Genomic DNA, 15,570 nt, shown 5'->3' with positions numbered 1-15,570 from the left:
CGTCAAGGATATCGGGTCTCGTCGAGGACACGTGCGCTTCCGGTCATGTGCCGGCCAGCGGCGCCGTCCGCCCAGGCAACCGTCTCGGCAATGCCGCCGAAGGGGTAAAGATGAAGCCTGACCCTGCCGAGATCGCGCCCCCTCATCCCGTCTTCGAGACGGGTCATGAAACGATCCGGACCTACCTTGTTGATGAGATTGGCCAGAGAGAAGCCATACTTCCCGACGATCGCCGCCGACGAGACCACACCGAATTGTGTGGCGAACCGCAACAGCCGTCTGACGTCGGCAGGTCCAGGCACGCCGATGCGGATAGGTACATCGATACCCTTGCCTCTGACCTGCGCGATCCAATCGACGATTGCGTCCGCGTCGAAGCCGAATTGCGTCGTGATCTCCACCGTGCAGCCACGGGCTTTCAAGAGCCCGATCTTCAGCTCCAGGGCTTCCCACAGGCGCGCTCGGTCGATCCTCGGGTGACCTTCGGGGTAGCCCGCGATCCCGACATGGACAATGTCGTGGTCTGTGATGATGCCGCCGGCAATCAGATCGAGGGAGTCTCCATAAGGACCGGCGGGTGACGACGGATCGCCGCCCACGAACATGAAACGCGTCGGACGCGCAGCAACGATCAGGCCGGCGAGCAGTTCGTCCCGGTCCTCGACCGATCTCAGCCGCCGGGATGAAATGATCGGGACGGGTTCGAACCCCCATTGCCGGATCCGTGCCGCCGCGTCGATACGTTGTGCATGGGTCTCGTTTCCGAGGAAGGCGATGTTGATCGGCGTTCCGGCGGGAATGGCGGACCTCGCAGCTTCGATCTGCCCGATATCCTTGCCGGTAATCTCCAGCGAATAGTTGTGAAACAGCGCAGTCTCTGAATCGTGTCGTGTAAACGCAGTCATGGGCATCCTTTGCCGGCGCGGCGACGCATGGGCTGAGTTATCGCAACGCCCCGATCGTTTCCCTGCAATCGTCGATGATCTACCCGATGGGCGGCTGCCGCGTCGACGCGCCAAGCGTCGCAGGCTCGACGCGCTCCGAGAGCAAGACTGGGCAAAGCACAAGCGATGCATCGAGCTGTAAACCGGAATCAAAAGCGCCCGCTTGTTTCCAAGCGGGCGCTTCATGAATTGGTCAATGGTCTCAGGCGCGATTAGCGGCCGTAGGCACCACGGGCAATGCTCTGGATGTCGGCGCGTTCGATGCCGAGGTCGCGCAACTCGCGAGAGGACATGCGGCCCAGTTCGGAGACCGTCTGCCGGTACTTGAGCCAGTTGTTGAAAGAGCGTGCTACGTTCATGATGATCCCCTTTCCTTGGGCTTTCGAAGCTCAGCTGCCAGTCCTTGGCGCTTCGTTCGCTTCGATGAGAGGAATATAGGCGATCACCCCCGCTGGCAGTAGCGCCAAGACCTCAGCCCACCCCTGCAAGCCGTGCATGGATCGTTGTTCCCCAGGGCACTGCGGCGGTCGGAAAGCTGAGTCAAAGAGAACGATCACGGTGATCAACCGCCCTTTGAGAGCAGTTTTACCCAGCCCGGGAAGGTTGGACCTACCGGGCTGGGTGCTGTCATGCTTGGTCGAATGTCCGATGCCTGAAACTCAGCGCATCATCGCGCCGACATTGCCGCCGTCGACCGTGAGGACCGCACCGGTGCTGGTGCGCGCCTTGGCGAGGTGGACGAAGGCGGCCGCAACATCCCGGGCCGTGACTTCACGCTTGACTAGGTTGCCGCGCATGTAGCTCTCCGGCGAAATGCCGCGGGCCTGGCTGCGCTCCTCGATCATCTGGTCAGTCATCAGGCCGGTACGGATGCGGTCCGCATTGACCGCGTTCGAGGTGATGCCGTCGGCACCGTGTTCGACGGCGTACTGGCGCATCAGCGCCATCAGCGCCGCTTTCGACGTTCCGTAGGGACCGAAGTCGGGACCGGGATTGACCGCCTGCTTCGAGACATTGAACACCAGCGCGCCGCCGGTCTTCTGGGCCTTCATGATCCTGACGGCGCTGCGGGCGATATAATGATGCCCCCAGAAATTGAGCGCGAAGGCCTTCTGGAAGACCTCCTCCGACACATCCAGCAGCGCGCCCTGGAAGGCGGCACCGGCGTTCGAGATGACGATATCGACACCGCCGAAATGCCTCGCCACGTCGGCAAGGGCGGCGTCGACCGCCTCCGGCTTGGTCACATCGCAGACGAGACCGATGCCGCCAAGGCGAGCGGATTCCTTCTTCAAGGCATCCTCCGCAAGATCGAGCAGGGCGATCTCGGCGCCCTCGGCGTGGAGCGCCTCGGCAATCGCCAGTCCGAGGCCACCGGCACCACCAGTGATCACGGCAACCTGCCGGCTCAGCGGTTTTTCAGCCTGCTTCGTCAGCTTCACCTGCTCCAGCGACCAGTATTCGATGTCGAAGAGGTCTTCTTCCGACAGCGCCTCGAAGCTCTCGATGCCTTCGGCATTACGGATCACGGCGATCGTCGCCTCGGCAACATCGGCGCCGACACGAGCAGCCTTCTTCGACGGCCCGGCGGCAAACAGGCCGACGCCGGCGACGTAAAAGACCCGCGGCATCGGATCGAGCATGCGCTTGATGCCGCCGACGCGGGCGTTGTTGCGCTCGAAATAGGCGCGATACTCGTCATTGTAGGCGGCGACGGCGGCGCGCACCTTTTCGGCCCAGGCCGTCATGTCGCCGGCAATCGGAGCCGGCAGCGCCACGCCAAAGCGCTTGATGTGGATGACATGCTCGGGGGTGGCGTTGCCGCGATGGGCCAGATCGGCAACATTCTCTGCATTGCAGAAATCGAGAACCTCCGCACCTGAGCGGTGCTCGAGCACGAAGCGGCGCGGGCAGCCTTCAATGCCGCTGTCGATCGCTATGGCGCCGCGCAGGACCGGCGCGATCTCGGCCGCCGTTGCCAGCGAAGCCGCCTGTTCGACGGTTTTGAACGGACGCGGGTTGCCGCGGGCAATGCGACGCTCGGCCTTGTCGATGGCCGCGATCATCTTTTCATAGGATTCGCGCGGATCTTCCGACCAGGTGAAGATGCCGTGCTTCAGCAGGATCATGCCGTCGGCGCTCGGATTGGCGCGAAACGCCGCGTCGCAGGCCTTGGCAAGATCGAAGCCCGGCATGACGTAGGGGACGATGATGGAGTCCGGGAACAGTTCGCGCACCAGATCCTCGCCATGCGGCTGGTTTGTCAGCGACACGATGGCGTTGGCATGGGTGTGGTCGATGTGCCGGAACGGCAGGTTGGCGTGCAGGATCGCCTCGACCGACGGGTTCGGTGCGGCGGGATCGATGAGCAGCCGGCGCTGCAGCATCACCATGTCGTCGTCGCTGAGGACAGGGAATTTGACCATGGCCTGAAGCGGCTCGAGCCTGACTGCGGGCAGGCCCGCCGGCTCGATCGTGCCCATGTCCCAGCCGCTGCCCTTGACGCACAGAACGGCGACCTCGGACCCATCCATCTCCGTAAACGTGGTCTTGACCGAGGTGTTGCCGCCGCCGTGCAGCACCAGCTCAGGATCCGAGCCGAGAAGCCGGGTCGTGTAGGTGCGGATAGCAAGGTCCCGGTTGACGCCGGCATTGACATAGCTGTCGACGACACGGGCGAATTCGGCTTCTGACCATCTGGATTTCATCAAAGTCTCCTGTCTTCCCGCGCTTGGCAGCGTTTCCTATGGGGTTTGAAAATCAAGTCCTGTCGCCGGCCCTCCATCGGATCGCGTGCAGGACGATCGTTCGTCCTGCACGCGCCGTGAAGACACTGGGTGGCCTATCCGCCGGCGGCCTGCAGGCGAAGCCTCGCTGCTGCGTCATCGATCCGGGGCTGAGTGCGCCCGAAACCGCAATCGACGTCGCGAGTGAGTTGCAGCGGGTTTGCGGAGGCGAAAATGGCTGGACGCAGCGCTCGGCCGACTGGTTCGTTTCCAACCCGTTTGCACGCGCCTATAGTCGTCCATTGCATCTCGGCGTCTCCCAAAACCTTCGCCGAGACAATTGCCACCATGTAGTGTCATGTGTCAACAAGCATGGCAAATTTGTTTGACGGCGGACACTTTTTCCGCTTCAGGAGAAGCCATGACAATCCAGGGGAGCAGACGATGATGGATAGCACGCGGGCGAACCGGGGAGTGGGCGAAGGCATAGCGCTGCCCGCGGAGTTCGACGATGGCGTCGTCTGGGCCGCCTGGCTCTATTATGTCGACCAGCTCACCCAGAGCGAGATCGCCAAGATGCTCGGCGTGTCCCGGGCCACGATCGTCAACTACCTTCAGGAGGCCCGCGAGCGCGGGCTGGTCAATATTCGGCTCAACACCGAAGTCGGCTTCCGCACCGGCATTGCGCGACGCCTGAAGGACAAGTTTGGCCTCGAGGGGGCATTGGTCATTCCGGCCGTCGACAACAGCGACCTGGTGCAGCGTCTCGGTGAAGCCGGAGCGCGCCTGCTTGCCGATATGGTGCAGCCGGGCGACACGATCGGCGTTGCTTGGGGGCGCACGGTGCTGGCGGTTGCCGACAGCATCTCGCTGCCCGAGCCGGTGGAGGGATTGACGGTCGTGCAGGTCTCCGGAAGCTCGATTGCCAACCCGGACTTCGCGCCTGAATTCTGCACCTCGCTGATGTCGCGCCGCATCCATGCCCGCTGCATCAACCTACTTGCCCCAGCCCTGCTGTCGACACCCGAGCTGAAACAGGCACTTCTGGCCGAACAGGTCCTGGTCAAGCAGTTCGAGCTCATCCACTCCTCGAACATCATCCTCTTCGGCGTCGGCGACATCGGCCCCGAGACGTTGATCCGCTCGGCCAACATCACCGGCCAGGAGGACATCGACGCCTACCAGGCCGGCGGCGCGGTCGGAGTGCTGATCTGCCGCTTCATCGACGCCGAAGGACGGCCGGTGCGCGGCGATCTCGACAACCGCATGGTCGGCATCGAGCTCAACGAGTTGAGCCAGGTGCCTCGGCGCCTGTGCGTTGCCGGTGGCGCCAGCAAGCTGACGGCGATCCGGGCGACGCTGAAGGGCGGCTATCCCACCCATCTGGTCACCGACATCGCCACGGCGGAATTGCTGCTGCAGTAACAGCTCCGCTGCCCGATGTCGGATCGGGCAGCGGACGGTCTTTTCTGCGGGACCCGGCGTCAGCTGGCCTTCACGCGGGCATTGTTCATGAAGTCCCAGGTCGCCTCAAACGAGGTGATGCCGGCATCCGACCCGAGTCCGGTCGCCACGAGTGCGGCCGACGCCTGAGCAAACTTCAAGGCGGTCTCCGTCTCCATGCGGTGATGCAGCCCGGCGATGAAGCCGGCATTGAAGGCATCGCCGCAGCCGGTGGTGTCGACCACGTCGATCTCGAAAGCCGGCAGACGCAGGCTCTTGCCATCGGCATCGAGGAAGCAGACGCCGTCGCCGCCGAGCGTGAAGATGCAGTGCTTGACGCCGAGATCGGCAAAGAAGCGGCCGGCATCTTCGGCGGTCTTCTGGCCGGAAATCAGCATGGCTTCTTCGACCGAAGGCATGAAGTAATCGATAAAGGGGAAGAGCGGTCGGATCAGCGACAGCGTGTTGTCGTTGGCGCCCAGCAGATCGAACGTCGTCGTCCGACCGAAGCGCTTGGCTTCCTCCAGCAGAACGCGGCTCGGTTCGCCGTCGAGGCGATCGAGCAGCCCCGTACCGCCAAGATGGACGATCGGCGGCGCCAGCACCCGCTCGCGGGCATCGGCGGGTATCTCGAAATGCCCCGAAGCGCCGCGCACGTGCAGCGCCGGCCGTTCGCCGTTGCGGCGGATGTTGAGAATGCTTGCGGATGTCGGCACGCCGGGGATGCGCTGCATCTCCGAGCGGTCGACACCGAAGCGATCGAGCGTCGCGAGCACGAAATCCGCCTTCTCGTCGTCCCCGACCGCGCCGACCGCCAGGCAGTTCAGCCCGAGCTTGGCAAGGTCAACCACCGTGCCGCCGGCAGTGCCGGCTACGGTCAGGCGGATCTCGTCGATAAATTCGACGTTGCCGCCGGATGGGATCCGGTCCACCGGACGGCCGAGAATATCGAGAATATACAATCCGATTACAGATACGTCGTGCGCCATGCACTTAACCTTCCCTGCTGAAATGGTAACCGCTGGATGATTGCCGAACGCCCTTAGCCTCTTGCGCGAAGCGAAAAGACGGTGCCGGCGAGAACGATGAAGACGCCGATAATGGCGAGCTGCCAGGTGCTCGGAATGCCGACGAGGATGAGAACGTTGCTGACCAGCGTGATCAGCACCACGCCCAGCAGCGTTCCGATCACGCTGCCGGAGCCACCGGTGATGCGCGCACCACCGAGAACGACGGCTGCGATGATCTCGAGCTCGGTACCGGCCAGATCGAACGGATTGGCAAGCCGGTTGCTGGCGACATGCATGATCCCCGCGATGCCGGCGAGCAGGCCCGCATAGGCAAAGACGAAGATGTGCACGGTGCGCAGGTTGTAGCCGAGACGCTCGGCAATACCGGGATTGCCACCGACGGCATAGACGGCCCGGCCCATCAAAGTGCGCTCGAGGATCCACCAGGTCACCGCGGCAGCAACGGCCAGCACCAGCACGAAGGCCGGCAGAATCGAAATCGAACCGTTGGCGCTCTGGTGCGTGAACAGCGCCAGCTTGCCGAACGCCTCCATCGAGCCCGGAATGTTCATGAAGAGAGCGGTGCCGACGAAGGTGAGCAGAAAGCTGCGAATGACATATTGCGTGCCGATCGTCACGATCAGCGACGGCGCGCGCAGCGTGTGGACGAGCAGGCCGTTCAGCGCCCCGAAACAGGCGCCGCCCGCGGCCGCCACCAGCAGGATCACCGGCATCGGCAGTCCCGGCAACAGGTTGGTGACCAGCATCGTCACCGTGTACATGACGAAAGCGGCAATGGCGGTGAAGGAAACGTCGATGCCGCCCGACGCCAGCACCACCAGAACCCCGAGCGCAAAGAGCCCGCGAACGACGGAAGCGCGCAGGATGTCGAACAGGTTCGACACCTGCCAGAAGTCCATATTGATCGTCCCAACCACCAGGCAGACGAGCACGATCAGCGAGAAGGTGACGACCGGCGGATGCCGCAGCAGCCAGCGCCAGGCCGAAGCAAGCGAAGCCTTGCCGTTGCCTTCAGGGGTTGCCCCGTTGAATGTCGTGTCGGTCATTGCGGGGTCCTCGCAGTCGTCTCTTCTACCAGGGCGCGATAGAGCGCCTCTTCCTTGAGCGTTTCGGCCTCGAAGGCTTCGACCACCTCGCCCTTGCGCATCACCATGATCCGGTCGCAGTTCTGCAGCAGTTCGAGCAGGTCGTCGCTGATGATGATGACGCCCATGCCCTCGTCCGCGAGGCGCTGGATGATCCGATAGATCGTGTCCTTGGATCCGACATCGACGCCGACGGTCGGGCCGTGCAGCACCAGAAGCTTTGGGTTGATGGTCAGCCAACGGCCGATAAGCACGCGCTGCTGGTTGCCGCCGGAAAGTGACTGCACCGGGTTGGCGACATCGGGTGTCACGACCTGCAGATCTTCGACCGAGCGCTTCGCCAGTTCGCGGCTGCGACGACCGTCGAGGATGCCGAAGGCGCCGCGAAGGCGGTCGAGCACCGGCACGACGATGTTCTCCTCGATCGGCTTTTCAAGAAAGAGACCTTCCGAAAGCCGATCCTCGGGGACGTAGCCAATGCCGGCTTCGATGGCGTCGGCAGGCTTGCGGGGCGTCACATCCTTGCCATCGAGGCGGATGCGCCCCGCATCGGCCGGCACGACGCCGGCAATTGCCCTGGCGAGTTCATTGCGGCCCGAATCCAGAAGGCCGGTGATGCCGACGATCTCGCCCCCGCGCATGGAGAAGGAAACGTTGGCAAAAGCCCCCTTCAACGACAGCGCATCGACGGAAAGCAGATCCTCGCCAAACTTCGGTGCGGAGCGATAACGCGCTTCGTCCAGCACCTTGCCGGTCATCCAGAAGCCGAGTTCGGCCTTGGTGTGATCGGCGATGTCGCATTCGGCGACCTTCTGGCCGTCGCGCATGATGACTGCGCGGCCGCCGATCTCCTTGCACTCGTCAAGCTTGTGCGTGACGAACAAGACGGCAACGCCCTTGGCGCGCAAGCGCGTGACGATGCCGATCAGATTGTCGACCTCGTGTTTCGTCAGCGCCGTCGTCGGCTCGTCCATGATGACAAGGCGGGCATCAGACGCGATGGCGCGGGCAATCGCGATCAACTGGCGCGTCGCCATCGGCAATTCATCGGTGCGCGTCGACAGAAAGGCGCGGCTCGTCGGCAGGTTCACGGCGGCAAGCGCCCGTTCCGCCGTCTGGCGCATCTGTTTGAGATCAAGCCGCCGGGCAAGTTTGCCGGAAGCGGCGACCAATTGCTGCGTCAAGCCGACATTTTCGGCGACGGACAGGTTGGGCAGCAGTGAAAAGTCCTGGTAGACGGTCTCGATGCCGGCCGCGAGAGCCGCAACGGGCGTCAGATGACCGACGGGCTTGCCGTCGATGAGCAGTTCGCCGGCGTCCGCCGGCTGTGCACCGGAAATGATCTTGATGAGCGTGCTCTTGCCGCAACCGTTCTCGCCCATCAGGTGATAGATCTGCCCGGGTTCGATCGACAGACTGACCCCCTTCAGCGCGCGAACGCCACCGAAGCTTTTCTGGATGTTGCGAATTTCCAGATAGGGGATTGCGGCTGTCGCGATCTCGCCGCCTTGAGGCGGCGCGCCGGCTTCGTGCTTGAGCTGCATGGCACTGTCCTGACCAAAAAGAACGAGGCCTGCTGAACGTCTCCTCACATCACAATCGATCCGTCGAGAAGATAGGCAGCAGGTTTGAAGCGTTATAGCGCCCCTGGCGCATCCGGTTTGACACGCAGCGCTATAGCGGCATTCGACTGGCGATGCCGGGCTCACGATCGAGCCCGGCATCGCCGTCATCATCTACCCGATCAGAACGGGTACTTAGCGTAGTTCGACTTGTCGACGTCGACCCAGGCCTGGCCAACGACGATCACGCCTTCGCCGGCACCCTTCTTGACGGTGACCTTCTCGTAACCGGGAACGCCGAGGTCCATGCCGTCCTTGAGCTCCTCGCCCTTCAACACCATGTCGGCGACCTTGTTCATGACGTAGCCGGCATCCTTCGGATCCCAGAAGCTGATTCCGTCGACGGCGCCCGATTCCAGATAGGAGCCGGTGTCCTTCGGCAGGCCGATGCCGAACACGCATGTCTTGTCCTGCAGGCCGGCTTCCTCGACGGCGCGGCCGATGCCGATGACGTCGATCGCCGAACCGCCCTGGAAGCCCTTGATGTCAGGGTATTTGCGCAGGATCTCGCGCGCCTTTTCATAGGCGCGATTGGCATCATTGAAGGATTCGTTCTTCTCCGAAACCAGCTCCATCTCCGGGTACTTCTTGGCATTTTCCGAGCCGCCATCGGCCCACTGCACGTGGGTCAGGCTACCGAGCGAGCCGACGAACGAAGTCCACTTGCCGGACTTGCCCATGCACTCGGCGATCTTTTCATTGAACCGTGCGCCAAAAACCTTGTTGTCGAAGGCTTCGATGTCGACGAGCGTGTTCTTCATGTTGTCGGCTTCATGGGTGATCACCTTGATGCCGCGCTGGCTGGCGCGCTTCAGCACGCCTTCGAGAGCGGACGCGTCCATCGGCACAACGGCGATCGCGGCAACCTTCTTGGCCACCAGATCTTCGATCAGACGACCCTGCTGGGCGGCATCCGCTTTGCCCGGACCGACCTGGCTCGTGGCGACACCGGGATTTTCCTTGCCATAGGCGTCGACGCCTTCGTTCATGCGGGTGAACCAGTTTTCGCCGGTGACCTTCACCACGGTGACGATGCTGGGCTTTTCCTCGGCAATGGCGGCCGTGGTTGCAGTCAATGCTCCAAGCGCAACGGCGCAGGCAGCGAATTTACGAATGGCAAGCATGCATTCCTCCCAAAGAACCTTCGAATTTTGACAGATCGGCCGGCGTGCGAAGGCGTCTCGCCGGCCCTGGAACTTAAGGTCAGCCGCGCAACGCCCTGACCCAGGCCTTGGCGTCGAAACCGGATGTCGCAAGAAAGACGAGCAGCAGCACGCCCCAGGCGAGGTCGCGGAAGAAGTTGGAGATGTCCATGAAGTTGAACAGGCTCGACAGGATCTGCAGCGACGTCGCCGAAAGAACGACGCAGATCACCCGGCCATAGCCACCCTCCGGGCGGACGCCCGCCATGACGGCAATGAGGATGGCGATCAGCACGTAGGAATTGCCGTAGTCCCACTTCACGCTGGAGGTGCGCGCGGCAATCACGATGCCGGCGACCGAGGCGAGTACGCCGCAGGCGGTATAGGTCAGAAACAGGATGCGCTTTTCCGCAATGCCGGCATAACGCGCGGCCTTGGCGTTGTTGCCGAGCAGCAGCAGCCTCAGACCGAACGGGCTGTAGCGCAGCACGCCTCCGAGGATAAGCGCAATCAGCAGGAACAGTGCGAAGCACAGGGGGACGCCCAGAACCGGGGTGTTGCCGAAGGCATCGAGCGGTTCGATGTAGCCGAGACCAAGTGCAGACCCGTTGGTGAAGGCGATCGCAAGCCCGGTAAAGAACAGCTGCGTGCCGAGCGTGGCGATGATCGGCGTCAGCCCGGCGCGCGCGATCAGGAAGCCGTTGAGCATTCCGCCGGCGAGACCAACCAGCAGCGCAATGCCGGCAAAGCTCCAGCTGAACAGGAGTGGTGCATCGTCAGGCGAAACCGTGTCGCGCAACACGAGATAGGCGACGACGCCCGACAGGTTGGCAAGCGCGATGCCGGAAAGATCGATGCCGCCATTGCCGGAGATCATCGCCAGCATCACGCCGAGTGCCAGAAGGCCGAGTTCAGGGACTTGGCCGGCCATAGATTGCAGATTGTAGATATCGAGGAAGCTGGCACCGACCAAAACGCCGCCCGCCACCATCACGGCGACGTTGACGACGGCCAAAAAGGCCAACTGACGATCAACCCGAAATTCCAAAGCGCGCCCTCCGTCGTGGTCGTTCGCAAGCCAGCGCGACCACGGCTCCCAGCGCGCTTCAGGGCACGCTCCGTGACCGCGCCCCGGGACCTCTTTCGAGTTCGGATGCCGCGACGGCCGACCCAACACGGTCGGCGATGACTTTTGCCAAAGACTGTTGTGTATTGTCAACAGCAATCTGGCGCCACCTTCCTATTTGTCTGAAAAGTTTGGAATTTCCCCAACAGAAACACTGCTTCCATATCGCCATTTCTGAACGAAGCGGGAGTCTGGACCGACGTGGAACCGGTCCCGGCCCTTTCCGAAGGGCAAGTCTTCAAGCGTTGCCGAACGACCGACAACCTGGGCGATCCGTCCGGCGGCAGTGCTGCGTCACGGCTGCCGACGAGGAAATCCCTGCATGCGAAGAGATGCACCCTTGTCGCCGACGGACAGGTGATAGAGAAATCCTGTTTGCAGCGTGCAGGCTCTGGTCGTGCAGCACGATAATTATGTCGTAGACAGGCTCTAGTCGCAGCGCCGCAAATCCTAAAATCCGGCTTCAGTTTCAATCAGGGTCGCAATCAATGGCAGAGTTTCCGCAAAAGGCGAAGGTCGTAATCATCGGGCTGGGTGGCATCGTTGGTGCCTCGATCGCGCATCACCTGATCGAGCGCGGCTGGGACGACATCGTCGGCATCGACAAATCCGGCATCCCGACCGATATCGGCTCGACGGCGCACGCGTCGGACTTCTGCTACACCACCAGCCACGATTATCTTTCGGTCTGGACGACGCAGTATTCGATCGATTTCTTCGAGAAGATGGGGCACTACGCCCGCATCGGCGGCCTGGAAGTCGTACGCACCGGCGACGATGTCTGGATGGAAGAAATCAAGCGCAAGCTTTCCTCGGCCAAAGCCTTCGGCACCCGCGCACACTATGTCTCACCGGCTGAAATCAAGGCGATGTTCCCGCTGATCGAGGAAGATCAGGTCATGGGCGGCATGTTCGACCCGGATGCCGGCCTCGTCATCCCGCGCTCGCAGACGGTTGCCGGCAAGCTGGTCGATGCGGCCGAGAAATCCGGCAAGCTGCAGATCTTCGGCAACACCCCGGCAACGTCACTCATCGTCGAGAACGGCCGCATCAAGGGCGTCGTCACCCATCGCGGCACGATCATGGCCGACCATGTCGTCGTCTGCGCCGGCATCTGGGGCCGCCTGATCGCCGAAATGGTGGGAGAGGATCTGCCGGTCATGCCGGTCGACCATCCGCTCACCTTCTTTGGCCCGTACAACGAATTCGAAGGCACCGGCAAGGAAATCGGCTTCCCGCTGTTGCGCGACCAGGGCAACTCCGCCTATATGCGCGACACCGGCGACCCGAAGACCACCGAAGGCGGCCAGATCGAGTGGGGCTATTACGAGACCACCAACCCGCGTCTCTGCCATCCGCGTAACATTCTTGAAAAGCACGAGGCGCGCCTGTCGCCCTCGCAGCGCGACCTCGATATGGAACAGATCATCGAGCCGCTCGAGCGTGCCATGGAACTGACACCAATTCTCGGCGAGCTCGGCTACAATGAGGGCCATTCCTTCAACGGCCTCTTGCAGGTCTCGGCCGCCGGCGGCCCCTCCTGCGGCGAGAGCCAGAAGGTGCGCGGCCTCTGGTACTGCGTCGCCATCTGGGTGAAGGACGGCCCCGGCTACGGCAAGCTGATCGCCGACTGGATGACCGACGGGCGCACCGAGATCGACCACGCCTCGATCGACTATTCCCGCTTCTACCCGCACCAGCTCGAGGAAAAGTTCATCGAGGGCCGCTGCTTCGAAGCGGCTCAGAAGATCTATTACCCCGCTGTGCACACGCGCGAACCTTATGCGAGCGGCCGCAATGTCAAGCGCTCGCCCTTCTATGAGCGCGAGAAGGAACTTGGCGGCTACTTCATGGAACTGGGCGGTTGGGAGCGCGCGCACGGCTACGCCGCCAACGAACATCTGCTCGAAAAATACGGCGACCGCGTTCCCGTGCGCGAGAACGAATGGGACAGCCGCCATTTCTGGCGGGTTTCCAACGCCGAACATCTCGCGATGAGCGACGATTGCGGTATCGTCAACCTCTCGCACTTCCATATGGTCGACATCGCTGGTCCTGACCATGTCGAACTGCTCGAGTGGCTGTGCGCTGCCAAGATCGGCGGCGACGGCAATATCGGCAAGGGCATCTATACCCACTTCCTCGATGACGAAGGTATGGTGCGGGCCGACTTCACCGTCTTCCGCATGGCCGATCGCTGCCGCCTCGTGAACGGCGCCGATGCCGGTCCGCGCGACTTCCAGTACATGCGCCGCGTCGCCGAGGACCGCGGCCTCGATGTCACCATCACCGACGTCTCGGAAAAGTTCATCACCATCGGCATCTGGGGCCCGAACGCCCGCGAAACCCTGAAGAAAGTGGTTGCCGACCCCTCGGGCCTTGACCTCGAAAACTTCGCCTTTGCGGCAATCAAGCCGATTGAAATCGCCGGCAAACCCGTGACCGCCTTCCGCATCTCCTATGTCGGCGAGCAGGGCTGGGAACTGCACATGAAGTACGAAGACGGCCTTGCCGTCTGGGACGCACTGCGCGCAACCGGCGTCATGGCCTTCGGCGTAGAAACCTATGCAAACTCACGTCGCATGGAAAAGAGCCTGCGCCTGCAGAACGCCGATCTCCTGACCCAGTACAACCTCATCGAGGCGGATCTGGCTCGCCCGAAGGTGAAGGACGTGGATTTCCGCGGCAAGGCCAAGCATCTCGAATACAAGGCCCGCGAGCACCAGCCGGCCATGCTGTGCACGCTCATTCTCACGGAGAACACCGACAAGAACGGCGTCAAGCGCTACCCGGTCGGTAGCCTGCCCGTCATGGACCCGGAAACCGGCGCGGTGCTGGTCGACGAACTCGGCCGCCGCTCCTACACCACTTCGATCGCCTTTGGGCCCACGATCGGCAAGAACATCGCGCTTGCCTATCTGCCTTGGTCCCACTGCCAGGTCGGCCGCAAGCTGAACGTCGAATACTTCGCCGAGAGCTACCCCGTCGAAGTTGCCAGCGTCGGCTACAAGCCGCTCTACGACCCGGAGAACCTGAAGCCGCGGAGCTGATCTTGCCCTGAAGAGACATGCGTGCATACACCGCAAGACAAAGGCTCGCTCACATCCGAGCGGACCTTTGTCTATTTCCAAGGTCACCGCCCGAGCTGTGAGAGAGTCAGCGTAGCTGACGAACGACGAGGCCCAACCGGCGCACGCGCGGCGGCAGTGCCTGGATCCGAACCGGAGCCGTTCCTACGGGAGCACATGCCCCGCCGCCCTGAAAAGGTAGTACCAGTCCTCGCGCGACAAGGTGATGTCCGCACCGGGCGCGATGTCGCCGAGACGCTCCGGGCTGGTCGTGCCCAAGACCACCTGAATCTTTGCGGGATGTCGGGCGATCCAGGCATAAGCGATGGCCGACGGCGATACCCCGTATTTGCTTGCAAGCTCGACCAGCACGCGATTGAGTTCCGGAAAATTCTTCTCGTCACCAACGAATACGCCCCCGAAGAAGCCCTGCTGGAACGGGGACCAAGCCTGGAGGGTCATCCGATTGACGCGGGAGTAGGCAATGACCTCTCCGTCGCGGTCGATCGACTGCTCCAAACCGGCCATGTTCGCTGCAAGACCGAAGGCAACGGAAGGGGCATGCGCGATACTGAGCTGGATCTGATTGGCAACCAGCGGCTGGTTCACGGCAGTCTTCAGAAGATCGATCTGCCGCGGTGTGTGGTTCGATACACCGAAATGCCGCACCTTGCCTGAAGCGTGCAGATGGTCGAAAGCCTCGGCGACTTCCTCCGGCTCCACCAGTGTATCCGGCCGATGCAGCAGAAGGAGATCCAGATAGTCGGTTTTCAGGGCTGCAAGAGAACGGTCGACGGCCCGGAGGATATGTTCCTTGGAGAAATCAAAAAAGCCCGGGCGAATGCCGCACTTGCTCTGTATCACGATCGAGCCCCGCTCACTCGCGGTCAGGCGTAGTGCCGCACCAAAGCGACGCTCGCATTCATGCGCTTCGCCACCATAGATGTCGGCGTGATCGAAGACGTTAATGCCGACATCACGCGCCTTACTGAACAGCTGACGAATGGCGTCATCGCTCAGATCGGCGATACGCATCAGGCCCAGGACTGCGGACGAAACAGCCAAATCGGTCGTTCCCAGATTGAATGTCTGCATTGGAGGTCGCTCACTCTGTCAATATCGTTGCGGAAGGGTAGCCTGGCACCGGCACGGCCGACTACCGCTGGAACCTGCTGTCGGAGCGGCAAGCTGTAGCAGCATGGAGGAGCGAGGCAAATGCTGGGCGATAGAAATGCGCGGCAACAGGTTTGTCTTTTCCGTGATGCACTCGCCAATCACCTTGACCGCGGCTCGTCTTTCGGTCTCCGGACCTTACGGAAGCACTGGGCGTAATTTGTGCTGTGCTTTTGCGTGGCTGCGGGCCGATTAGAGCTCAGCACGCAA

At 62.3% G+C, this 15,570-nt stretch carries 11 protein-coding genes; 2 read left to right on the top strand and 9 right to left on the bottom strand.

Annotated features, from left to right (window positions below; all coding sequences use genetic code 11):
• Nucleotides 1-2: 2 nt before the first annotated feature.
• From AC1Q80_RS21280 to AC1Q80_RS21270, 3 genes are all read right to left on the bottom strand, one after another.
• A complete protein-coding gene (locus AC1Q80_RS21280; RefSeq protein ID WP_492361739.1) occupies nucleotides 3-905 on the bottom strand; it encodes a methylenetetrahydrofolate reductase in 903 nt (300 codons plus the stop codon).
• Between the two features lie 251 nt (nucleotides 906-1,156).
• Entirely contained in the window at nucleotides 1,157-1,303 is a 147-nt protein-coding gene (locus tag AC1Q80_RS21275) for a DUF1127 domain-containing protein (protein WP_173423414.1), read from the bottom strand.
• A 300-nt stretch (nucleotides 1,304-1,603) separates the two neighbouring features.
• Nucleotides 1,604-3,652, bottom strand: coding sequence for a bifunctional aldolase/short-chain dehydrogenase (locus tag AC1Q80_RS21270; protein ID WP_492361738.1), 2,049 nt, complete (start codon nucleotides 3,650-3,652; stop codon nucleotides 1,604-1,606).
• Between the two features lie 462 nt (nucleotides 3,653-4,114).
• On the opposite strand from AC1Q80_RS21270, the gene AC1Q80_RS21265 reads away from it, so the two are divergent.
• Nucleotides 4,115-5,095, top strand: coding sequence for a sugar-binding transcriptional regulator (locus tag AC1Q80_RS21265; RefSeq protein ID WP_492361737.1), 981 nt, complete (start codon nucleotides 4,115-4,117; stop codon nucleotides 5,093-5,095).
• Nucleotides 5,096-5,154: 59 nt separating this feature from the next.
• On the opposite strand, the gene AC1Q80_RS21260 is transcribed toward AC1Q80_RS21265, so the two are convergent.
• The 5 genes from AC1Q80_RS21260 to AC1Q80_RS21240 form a co-directional block, all read right to left on the bottom strand.
• Complete coding sequence (locus tag AC1Q80_RS21260; protein ID WP_492361736.1) at nucleotides 5,155-6,102, bottom strand: carbohydrate kinase family protein; 948 nt, start codon at nucleotides 6,100-6,102, stop codon at nucleotides 5,155-5,157.
• A gap of 53 nt (nucleotides 6,103-6,155) precedes the next feature.
• Nucleotides 6,156-7,190, bottom strand: coding sequence for an ABC transporter permease (locus tag AC1Q80_RS21255; RefSeq protein WP_492361735.1), 1,035 nt, complete (start codon nucleotides 7,188-7,190; stop codon nucleotides 6,156-6,158).
• A complete protein-coding gene (locus tag AC1Q80_RS21250) occupies nucleotides 7,187-8,773 on the bottom strand; it encodes a sugar ABC transporter ATP-binding protein (protein WP_492361734.1) in 1,587 nt (528 codons plus the stop codon). The genes AC1Q80_RS21255 and AC1Q80_RS21250 overlap by 4 nt, the downstream gene beginning before the upstream one ends.
• Before the next feature lie 200 nt (nucleotides 8,774-8,973).
• Nucleotides 8,974-9,975: a substrate-binding domain-containing protein gene (locus AC1Q80_RS21245; RefSeq protein ID WP_173423419.1), complete on the bottom strand. Its 1,002-nt coding sequence runs from the start codon at nucleotides 9,973-9,975 to the stop codon at nucleotides 8,974-8,976.
• 79 nt (nucleotides 9,976-10,054) lie between these two features.
• The gene (locus AC1Q80_RS21240) at nucleotides 10,055-10,984 is read right to left on the bottom strand and encodes an ABC transporter permease (RefSeq protein WP_492361929.1); all 930 of its coding nucleotides are present in this window, start codon (nucleotides 10,982-10,984) and stop codon (nucleotides 10,055-10,057) included.
• Between the two features lie 623 nt (nucleotides 10,985-11,607).
• Here AC1Q80_RS21240 and AC1Q80_RS21235 point away from each other — a divergent pair.
• The gene (locus AC1Q80_RS21235) at nucleotides 11,608-14,169 is read left to right on the top strand and encodes a GcvT family protein (protein WP_492361733.1); all 2,562 of its coding nucleotides are present in this window, start codon (nucleotides 11,608-11,610) and stop codon (nucleotides 14,167-14,169) included.
• Between the two features lie 183 nt (nucleotides 14,170-14,352).
• Here the strand turns inward: AC1Q80_RS21235 and AC1Q80_RS21230 are convergent, their stop codons facing one another.
• Nucleotides 14,353-15,222, bottom strand: a complete 870-nt coding sequence (locus AC1Q80_RS21230; RefSeq protein ID WP_492361732.1) for an aldo/keto reductase — start codon at nucleotides 15,220-15,222, stop codon at nucleotides 14,353-14,355.
• Nucleotides 15,223-15,570: the final 348 nt, after the last annotated feature.

This window comes from Ensifer sp. GW823-FHT05D09 (assembly GCF_058795755.1).
Note: the sequence above shows the minus strand (reverse complement) of the source record. Positions and strands in the feature narration are given on the sequence as shown.

Excerpts from the sequence above, each read along its gene's own strand:
- AC1Q80_RS21280 (WP_492361739.1), bottom strand. The coding sequence starts at position 905 with ATGACTGCGTTTACACGACACGATTCAGAGACTGCGCTGTTTCACAAC.
- AC1Q80_RS21275 (WP_173423414.1), bottom strand. The coding sequence starts at position 1,303 with ATGAACGTAGCACGCTCTTTCAACAACTGGCTCAAGTACCGGCAGACG.
- AC1Q80_RS21270 (WP_492361738.1), bottom strand. The coding sequence starts at position 3,652 with ATGAAATCCAGATGGTCAGAAGCCGAATTCGCCCGTGTCGTCGACAGC.
- AC1Q80_RS21265 (WP_492361737.1), top strand. The coding sequence starts at position 4,115 with ATGATGGATAGCACGCGGGCGAACCGGGGAGTGGGCGAAGGCATAGCG.
- AC1Q80_RS21260 (WP_492361736.1), bottom strand. The coding sequence starts at position 6,102 with ATGGCGCACGACGTATCTGTAATCGGATTGTATATTCTCGATATTCTC.
- AC1Q80_RS21255 (WP_492361735.1), bottom strand. The coding sequence starts at position 7,190 with ATGACCGACACGACATTCAACGGGGCAACCCCTGAAGGCAACGGCAAG.
- AC1Q80_RS21250 (WP_492361734.1), bottom strand. The coding sequence starts at position 8,773 with ATGCAGCTCAAGCACGAAGCCGGCGCGCCGCCTCAAGGCGGCGAGATC.
- AC1Q80_RS21245 (WP_173423419.1), bottom strand. The coding sequence starts at position 9,975 with ATGCTTGCCATTCGTAAATTCGCTGCCTGCGCCGTTGCGCTTGGAGCA.
- AC1Q80_RS21240 (WP_492361929.1), bottom strand. The coding sequence starts at position 10,984 with ATGGTGGCGGGCGGCGTTTTGGTCGGTGCCAGCTTCCTCGATATCTAC.
- AC1Q80_RS21235 (WP_492361733.1), top strand. The coding sequence starts at position 11,608 with ATGGCAGAGTTTCCGCAAAAGGCGAAGGTCGTAATCATCGGGCTGGGT.
- AC1Q80_RS21230 (WP_492361732.1), bottom strand. The coding sequence starts at position 15,222 with ATGCGTATCGCCGATCTGAGCGATGACGCCATTCGTCAGCTGTTCAGT.